The 16,687-nt window shown below is 58.4% G+C and carries 17 protein-coding genes; 2 read left to right on the forward strand and 15 right to left on the reverse strand.

From position 1 onward, the window contains the following. Positions 1–5: 5 nt before the first annotated feature. The 5 genes from ACW9HX_RS11265 to ACW9HX_RS11285 all read right to left on the reverse strand — a co-directional run bounded on the left by ACW9HX_RS11265 (position 6) and on the right by ACW9HX_RS11285 (position 6,443). Positions 6–356: a copper-binding protein gene (locus ACW9HX_RS11265; RefSeq protein ID WP_457380663.1), complete on the reverse strand. Its 351-nt coding sequence runs from the start codon at positions 354–356 to the stop codon at positions 6–8. Beyond that, positions 353–3,511: an efflux RND transporter permease subunit gene (locus tag ACW9HX_RS11270; RefSeq protein ID WP_457380664.1), complete on the reverse strand. Its 3,159-nt coding sequence runs from the start codon at positions 3,509–3,511 to the stop codon at positions 353–355. Before ACW9HX_RS11270 ends, ACW9HX_RS11265 begins: the two co-directional genes overlap by 4 nt. Next, on the reverse strand, positions 3,508–4,755 hold the full coding sequence (locus tag ACW9HX_RS11275) for an efflux RND transporter periplasmic adaptor subunit (protein WP_457380665.1): 1,248 nt from the start codon (positions 4,753–4,755) through the stop codon (positions 3,508–3,510). Before ACW9HX_RS11275 ends, ACW9HX_RS11270 begins: the two co-directional genes overlap by 4 nt. Beyond that, positions 4,752–6,002: a TolC family protein gene (locus ACW9HX_RS11280; RefSeq protein ID WP_457380666.1), complete on the reverse strand. Its 1,251-nt coding sequence runs from the start codon at positions 6,000–6,002 to the stop codon at positions 4,752–4,754. Before ACW9HX_RS11280 ends, ACW9HX_RS11275 begins: the two co-directional genes overlap by 4 nt. Positions 6,003–6,101: 99 nt before the next feature. Then, positions 6,102–6,443 (reverse strand): hypothetical protein, encoded by a 342-nt coding sequence (locus tag ACW9HX_RS11285; RefSeq protein ID WP_457380667.1) that lies wholly within the window; start codon positions 6,441–6,443, stop codon positions 6,102–6,104. A gap of 157 nt (positions 6,444–6,600) precedes the next feature. Here ACW9HX_RS11285 and ACW9HX_RS11290 point away from each other — a divergent pair, with 157 nt between their 5' ends. Further along, complete coding sequence (locus tag ACW9HX_RS11290) at positions 6,601–8,979, forward strand: DUF3772 domain-containing protein (RefSeq protein WP_457380668.1); 2,379 nt, start codon at positions 6,601–6,603, stop codon at positions 8,977–8,979. A 42-nt stretch (positions 8,980–9,021) separates the two neighbouring features. Here the strand turns inward: ACW9HX_RS11290 and ACW9HX_RS11295 are convergent, their stop codons facing one another. Both ACW9HX_RS11295 and ACW9HX_RS11300 read right to left on the reverse strand, forming a co-directional pair. Then, positions 9,022–9,186, reverse strand: a complete 165-nt coding sequence (locus ACW9HX_RS11295; protein WP_457380669.1) for a DUF2986 domain-containing protein — start codon at positions 9,184–9,186, stop codon at positions 9,022–9,024. 71 nt (positions 9,187–9,257) lie between these two features. Further along, on the reverse strand, positions 9,258–10,139 hold the full coding sequence (locus ACW9HX_RS11300) for a LysR family transcriptional regulator (protein WP_457380670.1): 882 nt from the start codon (positions 10,137–10,139) through the stop codon (positions 9,258–9,260). 100 nt (positions 10,140–10,239) lie between these two features. Between ACW9HX_RS11300 and ACW9HX_RS11305 the strand changes: the two genes are divergently transcribed. Further along, on the forward strand, positions 10,240–11,304 hold the full coding sequence (locus tag ACW9HX_RS11305; protein ID WP_457380671.1) for an alkene reductase: 1,065 nt from the start codon (positions 10,240–10,242) through the stop codon (positions 11,302–11,304). A gap of 129 nt (positions 11,305–11,433) precedes the next feature. On the opposite strand, the gene ACW9HX_RS11310 is transcribed toward ACW9HX_RS11305, so the two are convergent. The 8 genes from ACW9HX_RS11310 to ACW9HX_RS11345 form a co-directional block, all read right to left on the reverse strand. Beyond that, positions 11,434–12,129, reverse strand: a complete 696-nt coding sequence (locus ACW9HX_RS11310; RefSeq protein WP_457380672.1) for a tRNA (adenine(22)-N(1))-methyltransferase — start codon at positions 12,127–12,129, stop codon at positions 11,434–11,436. A 117-nt stretch (positions 12,130–12,246) separates the two neighbouring features. After that, positions 12,247–12,954, reverse strand: a complete 708-nt coding sequence (locus tag ACW9HX_RS11315) for a class I SAM-dependent methyltransferase (RefSeq protein WP_457380673.1) — start codon at positions 12,952–12,954, stop codon at positions 12,247–12,249. 108 nt (positions 12,955–13,062) lie between these two features. After that, positions 13,063–13,659 carry a LysE family translocator gene (locus tag ACW9HX_RS11320; protein WP_457380674.1) on the reverse strand — a complete coding sequence of 199 codons (597 nt, stop codon included), beginning with the start codon at positions 13,657–13,659 and terminating at the stop codon, positions 13,063–13,065. A gap of 237 nt (positions 13,660–13,896) precedes the next feature. After that, positions 13,897–14,262, reverse strand: a complete 366-nt coding sequence (locus tag ACW9HX_RS11325; RefSeq protein WP_457380675.1) for a hypothetical protein — start codon at positions 14,260–14,262, stop codon at positions 13,897–13,899. A gap of 185 nt (positions 14,263–14,447) precedes the next feature. Beyond that, positions 14,448–14,705 carry a MafI family immunity protein gene (locus ACW9HX_RS11330; protein ID WP_457380676.1) on the reverse strand — a complete coding sequence of 86 codons (258 nt, stop codon included), beginning with the start codon at positions 14,703–14,705 and terminating at the stop codon, positions 14,448–14,450. Positions 14,706–14,787: 82 nt separating this feature from the next. Continuing rightward, entirely contained in the window at positions 14,788–15,198 is a 411-nt protein-coding gene (locus ACW9HX_RS11335) for a hypothetical protein (RefSeq protein WP_457380677.1), read from the reverse strand. 203 nt (positions 15,199–15,401) lie between these two features. Continuing rightward, positions 15,402–15,719, reverse strand: coding sequence for a hypothetical protein (locus ACW9HX_RS11340; RefSeq protein WP_457380678.1), 318 nt, complete (start codon positions 15,717–15,719; stop codon positions 15,402–15,404). Between the two features lie 511 nt (positions 15,720–16,230). Beyond that, positions 16,231–16,518, reverse strand: coding sequence for a hypothetical protein (locus ACW9HX_RS11345; RefSeq protein ID WP_457380679.1), 288 nt, complete (start codon positions 16,516–16,518; stop codon positions 16,231–16,233). Between the last annotated feature and the right edge of the window lie 169 nt (positions 16,519–16,687).

The raw sequence follows: 16,687 nt of genomic DNA on the forward strand, positions 1-16,687 counted from the left end.
AGACCTTACTTGCTGATCGAAAGCAGTGTCGCTTTGCTGCCCTCCATCCGGAACGAAAACTTCACCCGGTCCCCCACCGCCACGCCGGCCAGTTGTTCCTGAGTCGCAGCGAATCCCATGGTCATCGGCGGCCACTGCAACGCGGCTACCGCGCCGTGGGCGATGGTCACGGTGTGCTTCGTGGCGTCGATTGCCTTGATCGTGCCCTCGGCATTCGCCGCAGGTGCCTGTTGCGTGGCGGACTGCATTTGCATGCCCTGCATATCGTCCATTTTCATGCCGGGCATGTCTTCTGCCTGCACGGTAAAAGCGAAAGCAACCAGCGTGCCGGCAACAGAGATCGGGATCAGTTTCATGAGGTTTTTCCTTCAGGTTGGTTTTTTTCAACGGACAAGTGACGGCGGCGCATCAACCGATACGCCGCCGGGATAACGAACAGGGACAACAAGGGCGCCGTCACCATGCCGCCGACCATGGGCGCGGCAATGCGGCTCATGACTTCGCTGCCGGTGCCGCTGCCCAGTAGAATCGGCAAAAGCCCGGCGATGATCACGGCCACGGTCATGGCTTTGGGGCGTACGCGCTGCACGGCGCCTTCGCGAATTGCCGCGATCAGCCCGCGTTCGGAGTGATCACCCAGGTCTTTACGCTCGGCCCAGGCGTTTTTCAGATAGAGCAGCATGATCACGCCGAACTCGGCGGAGACCCCGGCCAGCGCAATGAACCCGACCCCGGTGGCCACCGACAGGTTGTAGCCCAGCAGGTAGAGAAACCAAGCACCGCCACTCAGGGCGAACGGCAACGTGGCCATGATCAGCAACGCTTCATCGAAACGGGCGAACGTCAGGTAAAGCAGCACGAAGATGATCAGCAGCGTGGCCGGCACCACGAGCTTCAGGCGGGCATTGGCCCGTTCGAGAAACTCGAACTGCCCCGAGTAGCTCAGGCTCATGCCGGGCTGCAACTTCACTTGCTCGCTGACCGCGCGGCGCAAATCAGCCACCACCGAAGCGATGTCCCGCCCGCGCACGTCGATGTAAACCCAGCCGGACGGTCGGGCGTTTTCGCTCTTGAGCATCGGCGGGCCGTCCGTGACCCGGATTTTCGCCAACATGCCGAGGGTGACCTGACTGCCCGAGGGCGTATAGATCGGCAGTTGCTCCAGGGCGCCGGGCGAATCGCGCCACTCTCGCGGGTAACGGATGTTGATCGGAAACCGCGCCAGTCCTTCGATGGTTTCGCCGACGTTTTCCCCACCGATGGCGCCGGCCACGATGGACTGCACATCACTGATGTTAAGCCCGTAGCGACCGGCGGCGTTGCGGTCGATATCGACGTCGATGTAACGACCACCGGTAAGTCGCTCGGCCAGCGCCGAACTGACGCCGGACACGGTTTTGGCCACGCGTTCGACGGCCTGGGTTGCTGCATCGATCTGGGCCAGATCGTTGCCGGCGACTTTCACGCCGATGGGGCTTTTGATCCCTGTGGCAAGCATGTCGATACGGTTGCGGATCGGCGGAATCCAGATATTGGTCAGCCCCGGCACCTTCACCACGCGGTCCAGTTCTTCCACGAGTTTTTCCGGGGTCATACCCGAGCGCCATTGCTCGTGGGACTTGAACTGGATCGTGGTTTCGAACATCTCCAGCGGCGCCGGATCGGTAGCCGTTTCCGCGCGGCCGGCCTTGCCGAACACATGCTCGACCTCGGGAACAGTCTTGATCAAACGATCAGTCTGCTGCAGCAACTGCGCGGCTTTTTGCGCTGACAAACCCGGCAAGGCCGACGGCATGTAAAGCAGATCGCCTTCGTCCAGCGGCGGCAGAAATTCGCCCCCCAGACGCGAGACCGGCCACGCGGCACTGACGAACACCAGCAGCGCCACCACCAGCGTGAACTTCGGTCGGCGTAACACCGCATCCAAGGCTGGCTGGTAGATCCGGATCAGCCAACGGTTGAGCGGATTGTGGCGCTCATCCGGAATCCGACCGCGAATCCAGTAACCCATCAGCACCGGCACCAGCGTCACCGACAACCCCGCTGCCGCCGCCATCGCGTAGGTCTTGGTGAACGCCAGCGGACCGAACAGCCGCCCCTCCTGAGCCTGCAAGGTGAACACCGGAATGAACGACAGCGTGATGATCAACAGGCAAAAAAACAGCGCCGGCCCCACTTCCGCTGCCGCGTATGTCATCACCTGCCAATGGCGCTCGCCCTTGAGTTCCTGCCCCGGATTGGCGGCGTGCCACGCCTCGATTTTCTTGTGCGCGTTCTCGATCATCACCACAGCGGCATCGACCATCGCACCAATGGCGATGGCAATCCCGCCCAGCGACATGATGTTGGCGTTCAGCCCCTGATGACGCATGAAGATGAACGCGATCAACACCCCGACCGGCAACGAGATGATCGCCACCAGTGACGAGCGCAGGTGCCAGAGAAAGATCCCGCAGACCAGTGCGACGACAATGAACTCTTCGAGCAGTTTGTGGCTGAGGTTGTCCACGGCGCGGTCGATCAGCTTGCTGCGGTCGTAGGTGGTGACGATCTCCACACCGGGCGGCAGGCTGCTTTTCATGTCGTCGAGTTTGGCCTTGACCGCGGCGATGGTCTCCCGAGCATTCTTGCCGCTGCGCAGAACGACCACGCCACCGACGGTTTCGCCCTGGCCGTCCAGTTCGGTGATACCCCGGCGCGTGTCCGGACCGGTCTGGATCGTCGCGGCATCGCCCAGGGTCACCGGCACCCCGCCGACGCCAAGTTTGAGCGGGATCGCCCGGAAGTCATCCAGCGTCTTCAAATAGCCGGACGCGCGCACGATGAACTCGGTCTCGGCCATCTCCAGCACCGCACCGCCGGTTTCCTGGTTGGCCTTGCCGATGGCTTCACGCACCTGTGCCAGGGTGATGCCGAGACTGGCCAGTTTTACCGGATCGGGCTGCACCTGATACTGCTTGACCATGCCGCCGAGGGTGGCGACTTCAGCGACGTTGGGCAGGGTCTTGAGCTCGAACTTGAGGAACCAGTCCTGCAACGCGCGCAACTGCGCAAGATCGTGATGGCCGCTGCGATCCACCAGCGCGTACTGATAGATCCAGCCGACCCCGGTGGCATCCGGGCCCAGCGCAGGTTTGGCACTGGCCGGCAGACGACTCTGGATCTGGCTCAGGTACTCCAGCACCCGAGAGCGGGCCCAGTATTGATCGGTGCCGTCCTCGAACAACACGTACACGAAGCTGTCACCGAAGAACGAATAACCGCGTACGGTTTTCGCCCCCGGCACCGAGAGCATGGTGGTGGTCAGCGGATAGGTCACCTGGCTCTCGACGATCCGCGGCGCCTGCCCGGGGTACGGCGTGCGGATGATCACCTGCACGTCGGACAAGTCCGGCAATGCATCGATCGGCGTACTCTGCACCGACCACACACCCCAGCCGGTGACAAACAACGTCGCCAACAGCACCAGAAAGCGGTTGGCCACGGACCAGCGAATCAGCGCGGCGATCATGGCTGACTCCCCGAGGCTTCACCTTCCGTCTCAAGCGGCGCAGCGACGATGCCCTTCAGACTGGCCTCGGAATCGAGCAGGAACTGGCCGGAAGTCACAACCTTCTGCCCTTCTTCCAGGCCTTGGAGGATCACCGTTTTGCCGTCGCTTTCCTGTCCGGGCCGTACTTCCACCGGGCGATAGTGACCCGCGTCTTCGGCCAGCATGACCAAGGCCCGCTTGCCGGTGCGGATCACCGCTTCACTCGGAACCCACAGGCTGTTTTGACCGGTCGAACGATTCAAACGAACCTGCGCCGTCATCCCCGGCCGCAAGCGACCCTCGGCGTTGGCCAGTTCGACCCGCACGCGCAGGGTGCGGCTGTCGGGGTTGGTGTCCGGAAGAATGGCGCTGACCTTGCCGTTGAACACGGTGCCAGGAAATGCCGGCAGACGCGCTTCGATGGATTGCCCTTCGATGATGGAACCGGTCTGCGCTTCCGGCACCGCCACGGCTAGCCAGACACTGCCCAGACCGTTGACCCGCGCCAGAGTTTCGCCGCTCGCCACGGTCATGCCGGTGCGCACGTTGAGTTCCTGTACCACGCCGCCCACCGGGCTGGTGACGGTGAGGTTCGGCTGAACCTTGCCGCTGCGTTCCACCTGGGCAATCAGGCTCGATGGCATGCCGGTTAGTTGCACGCGCTGACGCGCTGCTGCGATCAGGTCGTGGTCACCGCTACGCTTGAGAGCCAGAAACTCCGTCTGTGCTGCCGCCCAGTCAGGTACGAGAATGTCCGCCAATGGCGCCCCCGCCGCCAGCACATCCCCCGGCGCCCGGGCGTAGACCCGTTCGACAAAACCGCTGGTGCGGGTCTGGATCACCGCCACGTCGCGCTCGTTGAAGGCCAGCACACCTGTCACATCGAGATTTGAGGTGAAGGCCCCACGCGTGACCGTCGCCGTGCGCAAGCCCAGATTCTGGGTCAGGCCCGGATCGATGCTGACCGTCGCATTGCCTGCACCTTCGCTGGCGTATCGCGGCACCAGTTGCATGTCCATGAAAGGCGACTTGCCCGGTTTGTCGAACTTCTGTTGCGGGTACATCGGGTCGTACCAGTACAGGGCCTTGGATTCGGTGCCCTGCTCCGCTGCCGCGCCGGTTTCGCCAGGCAGGCGCTGATAAGCCACGCCATAGCCCGCAGCAACACCCACAGCAAGGGCGAGGCCGACCAGCCAGAAGCTGTTGTGTTTTTGTAGGTTCACAGGCTGGTCTCCCCATAAGCGAAATGCAGGCGCGCAGCGGTCAGTGCGCGCTGTTCTTCTACGTCGATCTGTTTGAGGCGGGCTTCGATGAGTTCGCGGCGGGCGCTGACCACCGCGTTCAAATCGCCCTTGCCGGCGCGATAACTGGCCAGGCTTAAATCGACTTTCTCTTTGGCCAGCGGCACGAGGCTTTGCTGACTGCGCCGCAGCGCCCGGTCGAGCCGCGCGTAGTCGGCCAACTCGTTTTCCAGTTGCTCGGTGTGCTCCCGGGACAAGGCTTCACGCTCGGCTTCGAGCTGGCTGAGTTCGGCCTGCCGGGCGGCGATCTTCGGGTTTTGTCGCGATTCGGGAAACAGCGGCAGATCCCAGGAAAACTGCACGCTGACCATGTCGCCGAACTCGCGGCCACGGTGCTGGTAATCCACTTCCCAGCTCCAGTCGGATTTTTTCTCGGACACTGCTTCCTGAACCTTCGCCTGCGCTTCGCGGGCCATGGGCACAAACGCGGCCAGCTCGGGATGGTGTTGCAGTTGATGATTGAAGGTGGCGGGCTCGACCGACCACTGCGGCAGGTTGCCCTCGAGCTGGTCGTTACCGGCGGTACCGATCCAGCGTTTGAGCGCCGCCCGGGCCTGAGTGCGTTCCAGCGTCAGGTTGTCTTCCTGCTCCGCCAGTCGAGTGGCTTCCTGCTTCGGCGTCACCGCATCGGCAGGCTGCGCCCGGCCGCCGGCGATCTGCGCTCGAACGGTATCGGTCAGCAGGCGGTTTTCCTTGTAGAAGTCCTGAAGCAGCGCCTGTTTGCGCTCCACCGAATAGCTGCCGATCCACGCCAGCGCCGTGGCCTGACGGACTTTCAGACGTTCGACGCGACGTTCCGCCGCCGCGCGCTCGACGCCAGCCTCGGCGACTTCGATACGCGCCTTGCGCTTGTCGTCGTTGGGCATGTCCTGGCGCCAGCCGACCATTTGCATAGTCATGAAGTCTTTATCGAGGCTGTAGCGATCCGGTCCGCCCACGGGATAGTTCTGCACGCCCAGCACCAGTTTCGGATCGGGCAGCTCCCCCGCCGGAATGGCGGCACTGCTGGCGGCCTGGATTTTTGCATCTTGAGCGCTCAGCGACGGTGCGTTGGTTTCCGCCAGCCGCAGCGCTTCATCGAGTGTCAGCGCGGCGGCGAAGCCCGGCCACGCGAGCACGCTTGCCGCAAGGCCGGCCGCGAAGGGCCAACCTGTGCACTTGAATGTCATGTTTACGATTCCTGTGATCGTCCGCTGCGCGCGGCGCAAAACACGCGCACAGCCAATCCACTCCGCCCGGGCGGAATGAGTTTTCAAGGGAGACAGGAATCAGACGCGGGGCGGTCGCCAGACCCCGGACGGGGTCGCTACGGGCAGGGAATCACTGAAGAAAGTATGTGTCACGGGGCTGAACACGGTGACAAGGGGCTTGAGGATGGAGACTTGCAGCACACCGCCGGTCTTGCACTCCTGACCCGGCTTGCAAGGCGTGCCGTGGTCGGTGGGGCTTTTCATGTCCTTGCAGCAGTCCATGCCCATGCCGTCCATCATCGCCATGCCCATGGCTTGCATCGGGCAGGGTTCTGTCGGTGCCTGTACGCCCGCCATCCCGCTGAGGGGAAGCGCCAGGCTGATCAGGAAGATGAGACAAAACCGCAGGTAGCGTTTCATGGCCGGAAGTTTAGTTGCGAAAAAAGGGATTCACAATCAAGTGCCGGCGATATCAACGGATAAGCATTAAGCCAGGATTAGCAGCGGAAAATCATGCAGCGGTCGAACGATCACCTAACCTCATTGGTTGTGTGATCAACCGGAAGCAGCCCGTCCCATGCGCAATGCATTGAAATTATTGTTGTTCGTCGCTCTGCCACTGTTCGGCCCGGGCCTGACAACCGTGTCGGCCGCCGATTTGTCGAACGCAATCGACATTGGTGCCCCGCTTCCCGGGGTCAGCCAAAACGATTTGCAAGCGCTGCAACAGCGCCTCGACGGCCTCAAACAGCAAATTTCGTCCGCCAACAACTACAACCAGCTCGAAGGTCCGCAGGATCGGGTGCAGGCGTTCATTCTGGACATTGATCGGTTGTCGGCGTCGCTGTTGCCGCAGCAGGCTCAACTGACCGTGCAACTGGGTGTATTGGGGGCGACACCGACGGAAACGGTTGCCGCCGAACAGGCTGACATCGCAGCACAGCGGGCAACGCTGATCGAGCAGAAGACCAAAGTCGACACCGCCCTGAAAAACCTGGCGACACTCAAGCAGAACGCCACAGACCTGATCACACAAATTGCCAGCATTCGCCGTACGTTGCTGGAAAGCGAACTCACCCTGCGCACTGACAGCGTACTGAGCCCTGATTTCTGGTCACCACTGGTTGATCCTGACTCTGATGATCGCCAGCGCCTGCAGATGTTCGTCGATCAGATCAAGGAAACCGGCACCGAAGCCTGGCGACCGGGCCAACGCTTTTACACCGGTGCGCTGGTGGTGCTGGCCTTCATCGTCTGGACGCTGGGCCGACGACTCGCCGACCGTTGGCTGGCATGGGTGTGCATTCACCGCATGCCGGAAGGACGGCTGCGTCGCAGTTCGCTGGCGTTCGCCTCAGCACTGGCGACATTGGCGACCACCGCGATTGCCCTGGAGTTGTTGTACTACGCCTGCACCCGGCATGTGCCACTGCCGCCGATCCTGGCGACGTTCTCCGACGAGTTCCAGAAAGTCGTGTACGCCTGCGTGATGATCACCGGCCTGAGCCGCGCGTTGCTGTCCACCGAACATCCATCCTGGCGGTTGCCGGTGATTGCCGACCCGGTGGCACTGACGCTCAAGCCCTACGCACGAATATTGGCCGCAACGCTGTTGGTGCTGGTGACAGCGGTGCAAGTCGGCAACGCGTCCGGCATGAGCAGCCAGATCGTGATCACCGGCCGTGGTGTGATCTCACTGGTGGTGCTGGGCATCATCACAGTACTGCTGATGCGCGTTGGCAAGGTGCGCAAGGCATTGCTGGCGAACGCAGATCCGCAAGTGACCGGCAACACCCTTGCCGGGGTGATTTACAGCGTTACAACCCTGGCGATGGTTGCGTCGCTGGGTGCCTTGCTGACCGGGTATGTGTCGCTGGCACGGTTCATCACCTATGAAGTGGTGTGGGCCTTTATCGTGCTGTCGGGTTTCTACTTGCTGATGCAGTTGCTCAAGGACAGCTGCGAATACTTCTTCTCGCCCCGCCATTCCAGCGGCAAGGCGCTCAAGCAACTGTTGGGTGTCGGCGACCGGCGCCTCGAACAAGCCTCGACCCTGCTGGCAGGTGTGGGCCGCGCTGCGTTGGTGCTACTGGCGGTGATCACATTGTTCGTGGGTGGCATCGGCACGACCCTCGGCCAATTGGTGACCAACATCGGTGCGATTCTCGGCGGCGCCGGTCTGCGCAAACTGAACATCGTTCCCGGGCATTTGCTCAACGCGATGCTCGCGTTGCTGATCGGCATTTATCTGATCCGCGCCCTGCGCCGCTGGCTGGACAACGAATTCCTGCCCAAGACCGACATGGACCCGGGCATGTGCGCCTCGCTCAGCACACTGTTTTCCAATATCGGCTATGCACTGGTGGTGTTGCTGGCGCTGTCTTCGCTGGGCGTGAAGTGGACCAATCTGGCGTGGATCGTCAGCGCCCTGTCAGTGGGGATCGGTTTCGGCTTGCAGGAGATCGTGAAGAACTTCGTCTCCGGTCTGATCCTGCTCACCGAACGCCCGGTCAAGGTCGGCGACCTGATCAGCATCAGCGGCGTCGAGGGCGACATCCGCCGGATCAATGTGCGCGCCACCGAGATCCAGCTCAGCGATCGCTCGATCGTGATCGTCCCCAACTCACAACTGATTTCGCAGAACCTGCGCAACGTCACCCTCGGCGGCAGCGCCCAGGGCGTGGCGACACTGGAGCTGATGTTTCCGCTGGACATCGACCCCGAGCAGGTCAAAAACCTGTTGCTCGACACCTACAAAGAGCACGAAATCATCCTCGAAAAACCGGCGCCGTTCGTGCGTTTCAGCAAACTGTCGCCCGATGGCATCACCCTGACTGTAACGGGTTACGTCGACAGCCCGAGGATTGTCGGCAAGACCAAGAGTGATTTGTTGTTCGAGATTCTCAAGCGGCTGGGGGCGGCGGGGATTGAACTGGCCAAGCCGCCGAGTACCTGAGGGAAACCTTATGTGGTTCTGTACCACTGCGCGCCTGCCTGATCAGGCCTCAGGGGTTTCCACGGACTCTGGAGCCGTTTCCGCCGCCAGTTTCAAGCGATCTGCCTTGCTGATGTACTTCGGCTTGTTGCTTTTGGGAGCCAGTTTGGCGTTGGCCTTTCTGGATTTTTCCTTGAAGAGCTGTTGCAGTTTTTTCTGACGGTTCATGGTGTTCTGCCCTGCTTGAAAGTTGTCGCATGATATCAGCTTGAGTCCGGCACCGATTCCTTGTGCATTCCTCACACACTATCGAGCCGGTCGCGCAGAAACTCGATGAAACGTTGCGTCTTGGCCGGGAGCAATCGCGTCTCGGTCAGTGCGTAGACCGAAACCGGTGGTGCCTGCCATTGCTCCAGCACTCTGCGCAATGTTCCGCTCGCCACGTCCTGGACCGCGACACCTTCCGGCAGCAGCGCGATCCCCAGATCCAGAGACGCCATACGCCGGAGCATGCCCACACTGTTGAGTTCAAAACGTCCACCGACCTCCACCTGTACGCTCCCTGCTTCACTGGTGAGCGTCCAGCGGTCAGAACCGGAGCCGCGCATTCTGAGGCATTCATGATTGATGAGTTGGGCAGGTTGCTCCGGCTCCCCGGACAGTTCGAGATACCTGGGGGATGCGTAAAAACCACGCTTCATACTCGCCAACTTGCGGGCAATCAGGTTTGAATTCGGTGGTTCTCCCATCCGAATGACGATGTCGACCGGGTCGCTGACCAGATCCACCTGCCGTGGTGTGAGCTCGAGATCGAAGCTGATACCCGGATATTCACGGGCAAACTCGGCAATCAACGGCGCCAGATAGATTGTGGCAAAGTCCACCGGCATCGAAACCCGCAGCAAACCACTGGGCCGGGCAAGCATTTCGCCCAATTGTTCATGGGCCAGCCTCGCCTCTTCCACAATCCGTTTGCAGCGATCGAAATAAAGCTGCCCGGCCTCCGTCAACTCGATCCGGCGTGTCGTGCGGTGCAACAGACGCAAGCCGATGGCCTTCTCCAGGCCACTGATGCGCCGGGAAAGCGTTGAGTTGGGCATGCCGAGAGACTCCGCCGCCCCACGAAAGCCGCGCTTTTTCACAACTTCCACAAACAACGCCATGTCGTTCAGGTATTCCAAAAGATTGCTCCACCAGTGGATCAGTCATTTCAATTCAGACGGATTTATCCCGAATTTGAATTGACTGATGATAGCCCCATCACTGCTGAGGAGCACCGCGATGAACCCACTTTTTTCTGAAATCCAGGTAGGCCGCCACACCCTCTCCAACCGTATCGTCATGGCACCCATGACGCGTTCGCGCGCCGATGATGACGGTGTACCGACGGATCTGGTCGCGACTTATTACGGTCAGCGCGCCAGTGCCGGGCTGATCATTTCCGAAGGCGTGTTTCCCGTTGCACTCGGTAAGGGCTATACCCGAACGCCGGGTATCGAAACCGCCGAACAGGTGGCGGCCTGGAAGCAGGTCACGGATGCCGTGCATGCCCGTGGCGGTCGCATCTTCATGCAACTGATGCACTGCGGACGAGTGTCCCACCCTTCATTGCTCGCCAATGGCGCTCAGCCGCAGGCCCCCTCTGCCATCAAGGCAGCGGGACAGACCTACACCGCCAGCGGCTTGCAGGATTTCGTCGTCCCGCACGCCTTGACCATCGTCGAAATCGCCGCCGTCGTCGAAGGCTATCGCCAGGCTGCACGCCGCGCGATCGAGGCGGGTTTCGATGGTGTCGAGTTGCATGCGGCATCGGGTTATCTGCCGGAGCAATTCCTGTCCACTGGCAGTAACCAACGAGAGGACGAATATGGCGGCCCGGTCGAAAACCGCGTCCGCTTCGTGCTGGAAGTGCTCGCCGCCATGGTCGATGAGATCGGCGGTGACCGGGTCGGCATCAAGATCTCGCCCGAGATGAACTTCAACGACATCGTCGATGCCAACCCGCAGGAAACCTACACGCATCTGGTCGAACAACTGCGCGCGTTCAATCTCGCTTACCTGCATGTCGCGCTGTTCGGCGCCACGTTCGACTACCACGCAGCGCTGCGACCTCTCTTTGCCGGGCGCTACCTGATCGGCAGCGGTCTCGACAAAGATACCGCCGAATCCCTGATCTCCAGTGGCCAGGCCGATGCGGTGGTATTTGGCAGTGCGTTTATCGCCAACCCTGACTTGCCCGAGCGTTTGCACAGCGGTGCCGAGCTCAACGCTGCGGACAAAAACACTTTTTACGCCCCGGGCCCTGAAGGCTACATCGACTACCCGACCCTATCCGCAGAGGCTTGAGAAACGCAGCCATGCTCCATTGTCGGTGATGCTCTGGCATCGCCAGATGACCTGGACTTCATAGCCATCAAGCACCCGCAAGACGGCGCTCCGGCAAGGATTGCCGTCATTGAACCTGTTGCAAAAACTTCACCCCAGCACGTCAGTGATCCACCGCACCTGCTGCTTCAGATCCCCCACCTTCTGCTCGCATACGCCGTGCCGTGCCCGTCCAAAATGAGCCAGCGTCTGCTGTTTGTGCCGCAATCGGTGCTGCCACTTTGTGACAAACGCCGGACTACGCGCCTGCAACTGCAGCGGCCCGAAGTACAGTTCCTCGGCGGTGTAGGTCACCGGTTCTCCCCACTCGGCGACGATGATTTCGTAGTCGAAGCGGTTCTCCCGCAGGACTTCTTCGCAGAGTATTCGGTAGTCGTTGTCCATCAGCCATTGGCGCAGCGGCTGCTCGCCGCCGTTGGGTTGCAGGATCAGACGTTCGCGACCGCTCAGGCGCGCCTTGCCGGCTTCGAGGATGTCACGGATGGTTTCGCCGCCCATGCCACACAGGGTAATCGCCGTGATCCCGTCTTCCGGTTCGACGGCCATCAAACCATTGGCCAGACGCACGGTGATCTGCTGCTCAAGATCGTTTTCGCGCACGGTGCGTTGCGCCGAACGGTACGGCGTCTCGGCCATCTCGCCCGCCACCGCCGCCGCGATCGCGCCACGGCGCATCAGGGCCACCGGCAGGTAGCCGTGATCCGAGCCGATATCGGCCAGCCGCGCACCGGCGGGCACGTGCGCCGCCACCCGCTCCAGGCGCATGGACAATGTCTGTTCGTTCAACCGCAACCCCTTTCACTCTGAACGTCCGGCTCCGGTGGCCGGATCGGGGCGCGATTCTGGGGGGCAACGGCGGGGATTTCAAATGCGCGTGGTCGGAATCGTCAACTAAGGCACGGGTCAGCGCGTTCTACGCGTCAACCACGCCCCCCAGAACAGACTGCTGAAAAACCGGATGGCCTCACCGAACCCGGCTTCATGCAACAGCTTTTGAACCGCCGCCTCGGAATGGGGAGGATCGGCACCCTGAAGGATTTTCCCCAGCTTGGCCTTCACCTCATCTGCGCTGGCACCGTTCTGGCGCCAGCGTTGTCCCCACGCTTCCAGCAGTAACGGTTGGCTGGCGTATGCATAGTGATTGCCAGCCACGATCAGCGGAGCATCCGGCTTCAAACGCGCCCGAATGGATTGCAGAAGCGCTCGCTTGGCCTCATCGCCTTCCAGATGATGTAGAACGCCGATCACCGTTGCGGCGTCGTATGACTCATCGGCCGGCAAGTCGTCGACTGGCCCCAAATGCAGATCCGTGCGCGCCAGCAAGTCATGCGAACGCAACTGCTCGGTCGCAGCGGCCAGCATCGGCTCGGAAGGGTCAACCGCCATGAAACGCCAGTCCGGCTCCAGACGCCCCATCGCGATGATTTCCTGGGCTGTCCCACCTGCGCCAACTGCCAGAATCCGCGCCGAGCCCGCGTTACCGAGGCTGGCCGCCAGCATGCACGCGGCAAGGTCATGGCAAGCGTCATACCCCGCCAGCGCAATGCGGCTTTGCTTGCCATATTCATTGGCGCGGGAGGTGTCGAATTTTTCAGTCGATGAAGAGTTCAAGGGCGCTTCTCCGTGTCCTTGAGTCACCCTACGTCACAGTGATCGACAAGAGAAATTCATTGATTTTATGCAGTGCATTCCCGCCAGGAATGCGGGAGGCGCTGACACCTAGACCAACACCGTCAACCAAGCCGACAGCAACAACAAAAACGCCAGCCCGGCATTCATGCGCCTGAATGCCCGTGGCGAACCAAAGAGCCGCGCACTGCCCACGCCCAGCAACGCCCACGCCGTCATGCACGGCAGGCAGACCAGCAGAAACACAAAGGCCAGCGACAGCATCCGCACACTCTCGTCGCCGTTCCCGCCAAACACGCTCACCACCGCCACCGCCATCATCCACACCTTGGGATTGATCAGTTGCAGGCCGGCAGCGCCATAAACACCAATTCCCTCCTCATCCGCCGTTACAGGATCCAGTGACGGCGGCGTACTGCGAAAAATCTGCCACGCCAGCCAGCTCAGCCACAGTACCCCTGACCAGGCCATTGCCTGCTGCACGCGGGGATAGCGCAGCAGCGTTTCGCCGACGCCGAGCCCGACCACCAGCACCACCAGTGCCGCCGACAGGCAAGCGCCAAGGATGATCGGCAGCGTGGCGACCATCCCGCGCCGCGAACTGTGGCTCATCACCAGAATATTGGTCGGCCCCGGGGTGATCGAGGCGACGAAGGCAAACAGCAAAAAGGGCAACAACGATTCCATGGCATGGACTCCGGATCAGTTCAGGGAGCCATGGTCGCGGTTGCGCGACGATCAGTCTGGAAGGTTTGAGCAGCGCTTGAGGAGCCACGCCGGGATCAACGACTCAGGTGGCCAATGCCTGCCAAGGTTTAAATATCCTCACCAGCCCCGGTAACGAAAAGCACATGTACTCGTGCTTCGCCACCGGTTACGACTACCTTGATAGCCTGGAGGGATAAACCCACCACGCACAGAGCATCAAATAATATCCAAAAGTTCCAAATCCGACCGAACCACTCTGGAATCCTCTTCAGACAATTGTGCCAAGAGAGACTCCAGCCCGTGCCGAGCAATTATTTCCTTTATTTTGATGCACGCAATATCAAAAGCGATTGCAGGGCTTCTTCCGGCCGAGAGCACAAGCCCTGCTATTTGCAACATCATCTCTTCCACTGGATGAGAGAAGCTGTCTTCCATTTCATTCAGGGCATATCCAACTTCCGTCTCGCCCTCAACCCAGGAAAAGCCTCTTTTCTTGCTACTTCTGAGTTTAAGCCGGCAATAAATCGGATAATAATCAAACATCCATAGCTGTATTTCTTTATAACTTTTCACTGCTGACACATTCACCCCCTCAATGCTCTACAACCATGGATGCGCAAGCTCAGCAAAATAGCGCCGCTCAAAATAAGGCAGATTAACTAAATGACACCTGCCCTTTTACCTCCTCCTTCGACAATCGCCCCCCCGCTAACACATTGGAACTTTCACCACATTGAAACCAGACACTTCCTCTATTTTCCGTATCTTCACCTTCGGACCATCCCTTCCAGATACTTAAAGGGCGCCTTGCTCATATCAAGTCCCATATCAACTATCAACGACCTTACCTCATCAAACTCTTCACCACTGAGAAACACGTCATACTCGCAGATATGGTCACAAAGAATCTCCAATGCCAGACTCTCTTCATTGTGCTTGACGTAATCCAGTGCTCCCTCAAGAAATAGCGTGTCCAACCGCCCCTTTAGCTTGACGCCAAAAACCAATATACGTTTCGAATACACAGCCTATCTCTGTATTTAAAAAGGGGACAGCTTTATTAATTCAAATAAATCTCCCTCTTTTCAGTCCACAATTTTTTAAAAATTACCGCATACCACTATATGGATCAGCCACAGAACCTCCGAATTCAGCTATTGCCCCTCTAATTTCCCCTGCGACTTCAAACGACAGCCCTTCAACAGCCTGAGCACATAGAAAATCAAAAAAACCTACAAGGCCGAGTCTTGCAGTGACCGCAATACCCCCCTCAACAAATTCCAAATTACCACCATCCCAGCAGGATATCAAAATATCCTCCAGCGCCTTCTTCAAAGAGTCATTCAAGACCGTATACGTATGCCACTGACGATCACTAAGCTCAAACAGAATATCTACAACGCCTATCTTATCCAACCTAACACTCTTGCAGCTTTTAACAAATTCAAAAAACTCAATATACAATTCACCTTCTGACATGGAGTCCGGCAAAGAGTAATAATACGAGATGTCTTTCATTTTTAAAAATCCACTGAAATATGGTCAAACCAAGGGCTTCTATAAAATTTTTCATCTAGACCATACAGAAAGGCACAGAAAGGGGGACACCCATCAACCTTGACTTGAGACCGGCTAATGGGTGTCCCTTTTTCAGGAATTCAAACGCCTGTGGTCGGCCACAGCGATTACCGAGCGGTGACAGGAACTCGAAGAACTTGACGCTAATCAAGCAACTCATGCCTAAGGAGGTGAAACTCTACTCCCAGTTTCCCTTTCACCTCTTCTGCGCGATCGGTCATATCCACATATAACAAAATTGGATATTCGGGAAATTCGTGTTCCACAGCTTCCCCGTCAAAAGGATCCACATTATTTTTTTGCGTAAAGTGCTCTGACTCTTTATTGCCAGAAAAATAATACTCCCCACCATGATACGAACTTTCTCGCCGTTCAAAGGAGAGTTTCAAACTTTCCTCGATGCTCAAACTGGCTGCAAAAATGCTCAAATCTTTCACACCATATAAATCGTAAGCAGCCATTCTCACTTCCTCGGCAACATAATACTTGGAGCACGACTAATCGCAGACGTAGTCGAATCATAAATCATGAAATTCACCTCTCGGCCTGCTTGTTTAGTTAACTGATTAACCAGATCAGTCAAGCCTAATGCTTTCAGGTCTTTCTGTTCGCGCCCCACCACTTCTTAGCTTGATCCCGAGATCGTCCGCTTTATTCAACAGCTCCGGACTCGCTGAAGACTGGAATTTTTCTATAATCTTCGACCATAGTTCATCTCCTGACAAACCTTGACCTGAGTACTTATTCACAATCTCACTCCAAGTTCTATTCGGGTCAGCTTTGCTCAAGGAATCAGCCATTTTCCTATTAAACATTAACTCTCGTGCCGTTGACCTCAAGTCATTTCTCATAGGACACAGAGTCGTCTATCGCTTTGGCAAAGCAGATAAAACAACACCGGCGCAGGGCCGGTGTCAAATCGAGACTGGGATCTACAGATAAATAAGCACCCTGGATTTCCGGAGATATTTATTAACTATTTCGACTTAATGTATCCAGAAGCTTTTCAAATGCTTTAGGGACAATATCTTTCTCCTCTGGAGAAAGCAAAATATTCATGACCTGCTCATCACAAGCACAGTCATATATATCAATGCCTACCCAGCCTTCAGACCAAAACTCTACGGTCGCCAGCTTATTAAAGCCTTCCAGCTCTATCCGCTCAAGGTTACCAAAATCCCCGTTGGCGAATGTTGAATACTCTACGGAGTAGCCTTTCAATAGAGGCTTAACTTCTTTATTAAACTGAAAAGCGTCCATAAGCCCTCTCACTTACTATCTAGCACAGTAATATTTTTTACCTCAGGGAGATGTTCTCCACCCTGTTTATTAAGCAAGTACTGCTGGGACTTACTTGCGTCCAATAAAAAAGGGGACACCCATTAGCCGGTCTCAAGTCAAGGTTAAAAGCCACCGCGCCCTGCAGTTT

The sequence above is a fragment of the Pseudomonas sp. SDO52101_S400 genome (genome assembly GCF_054071635.1).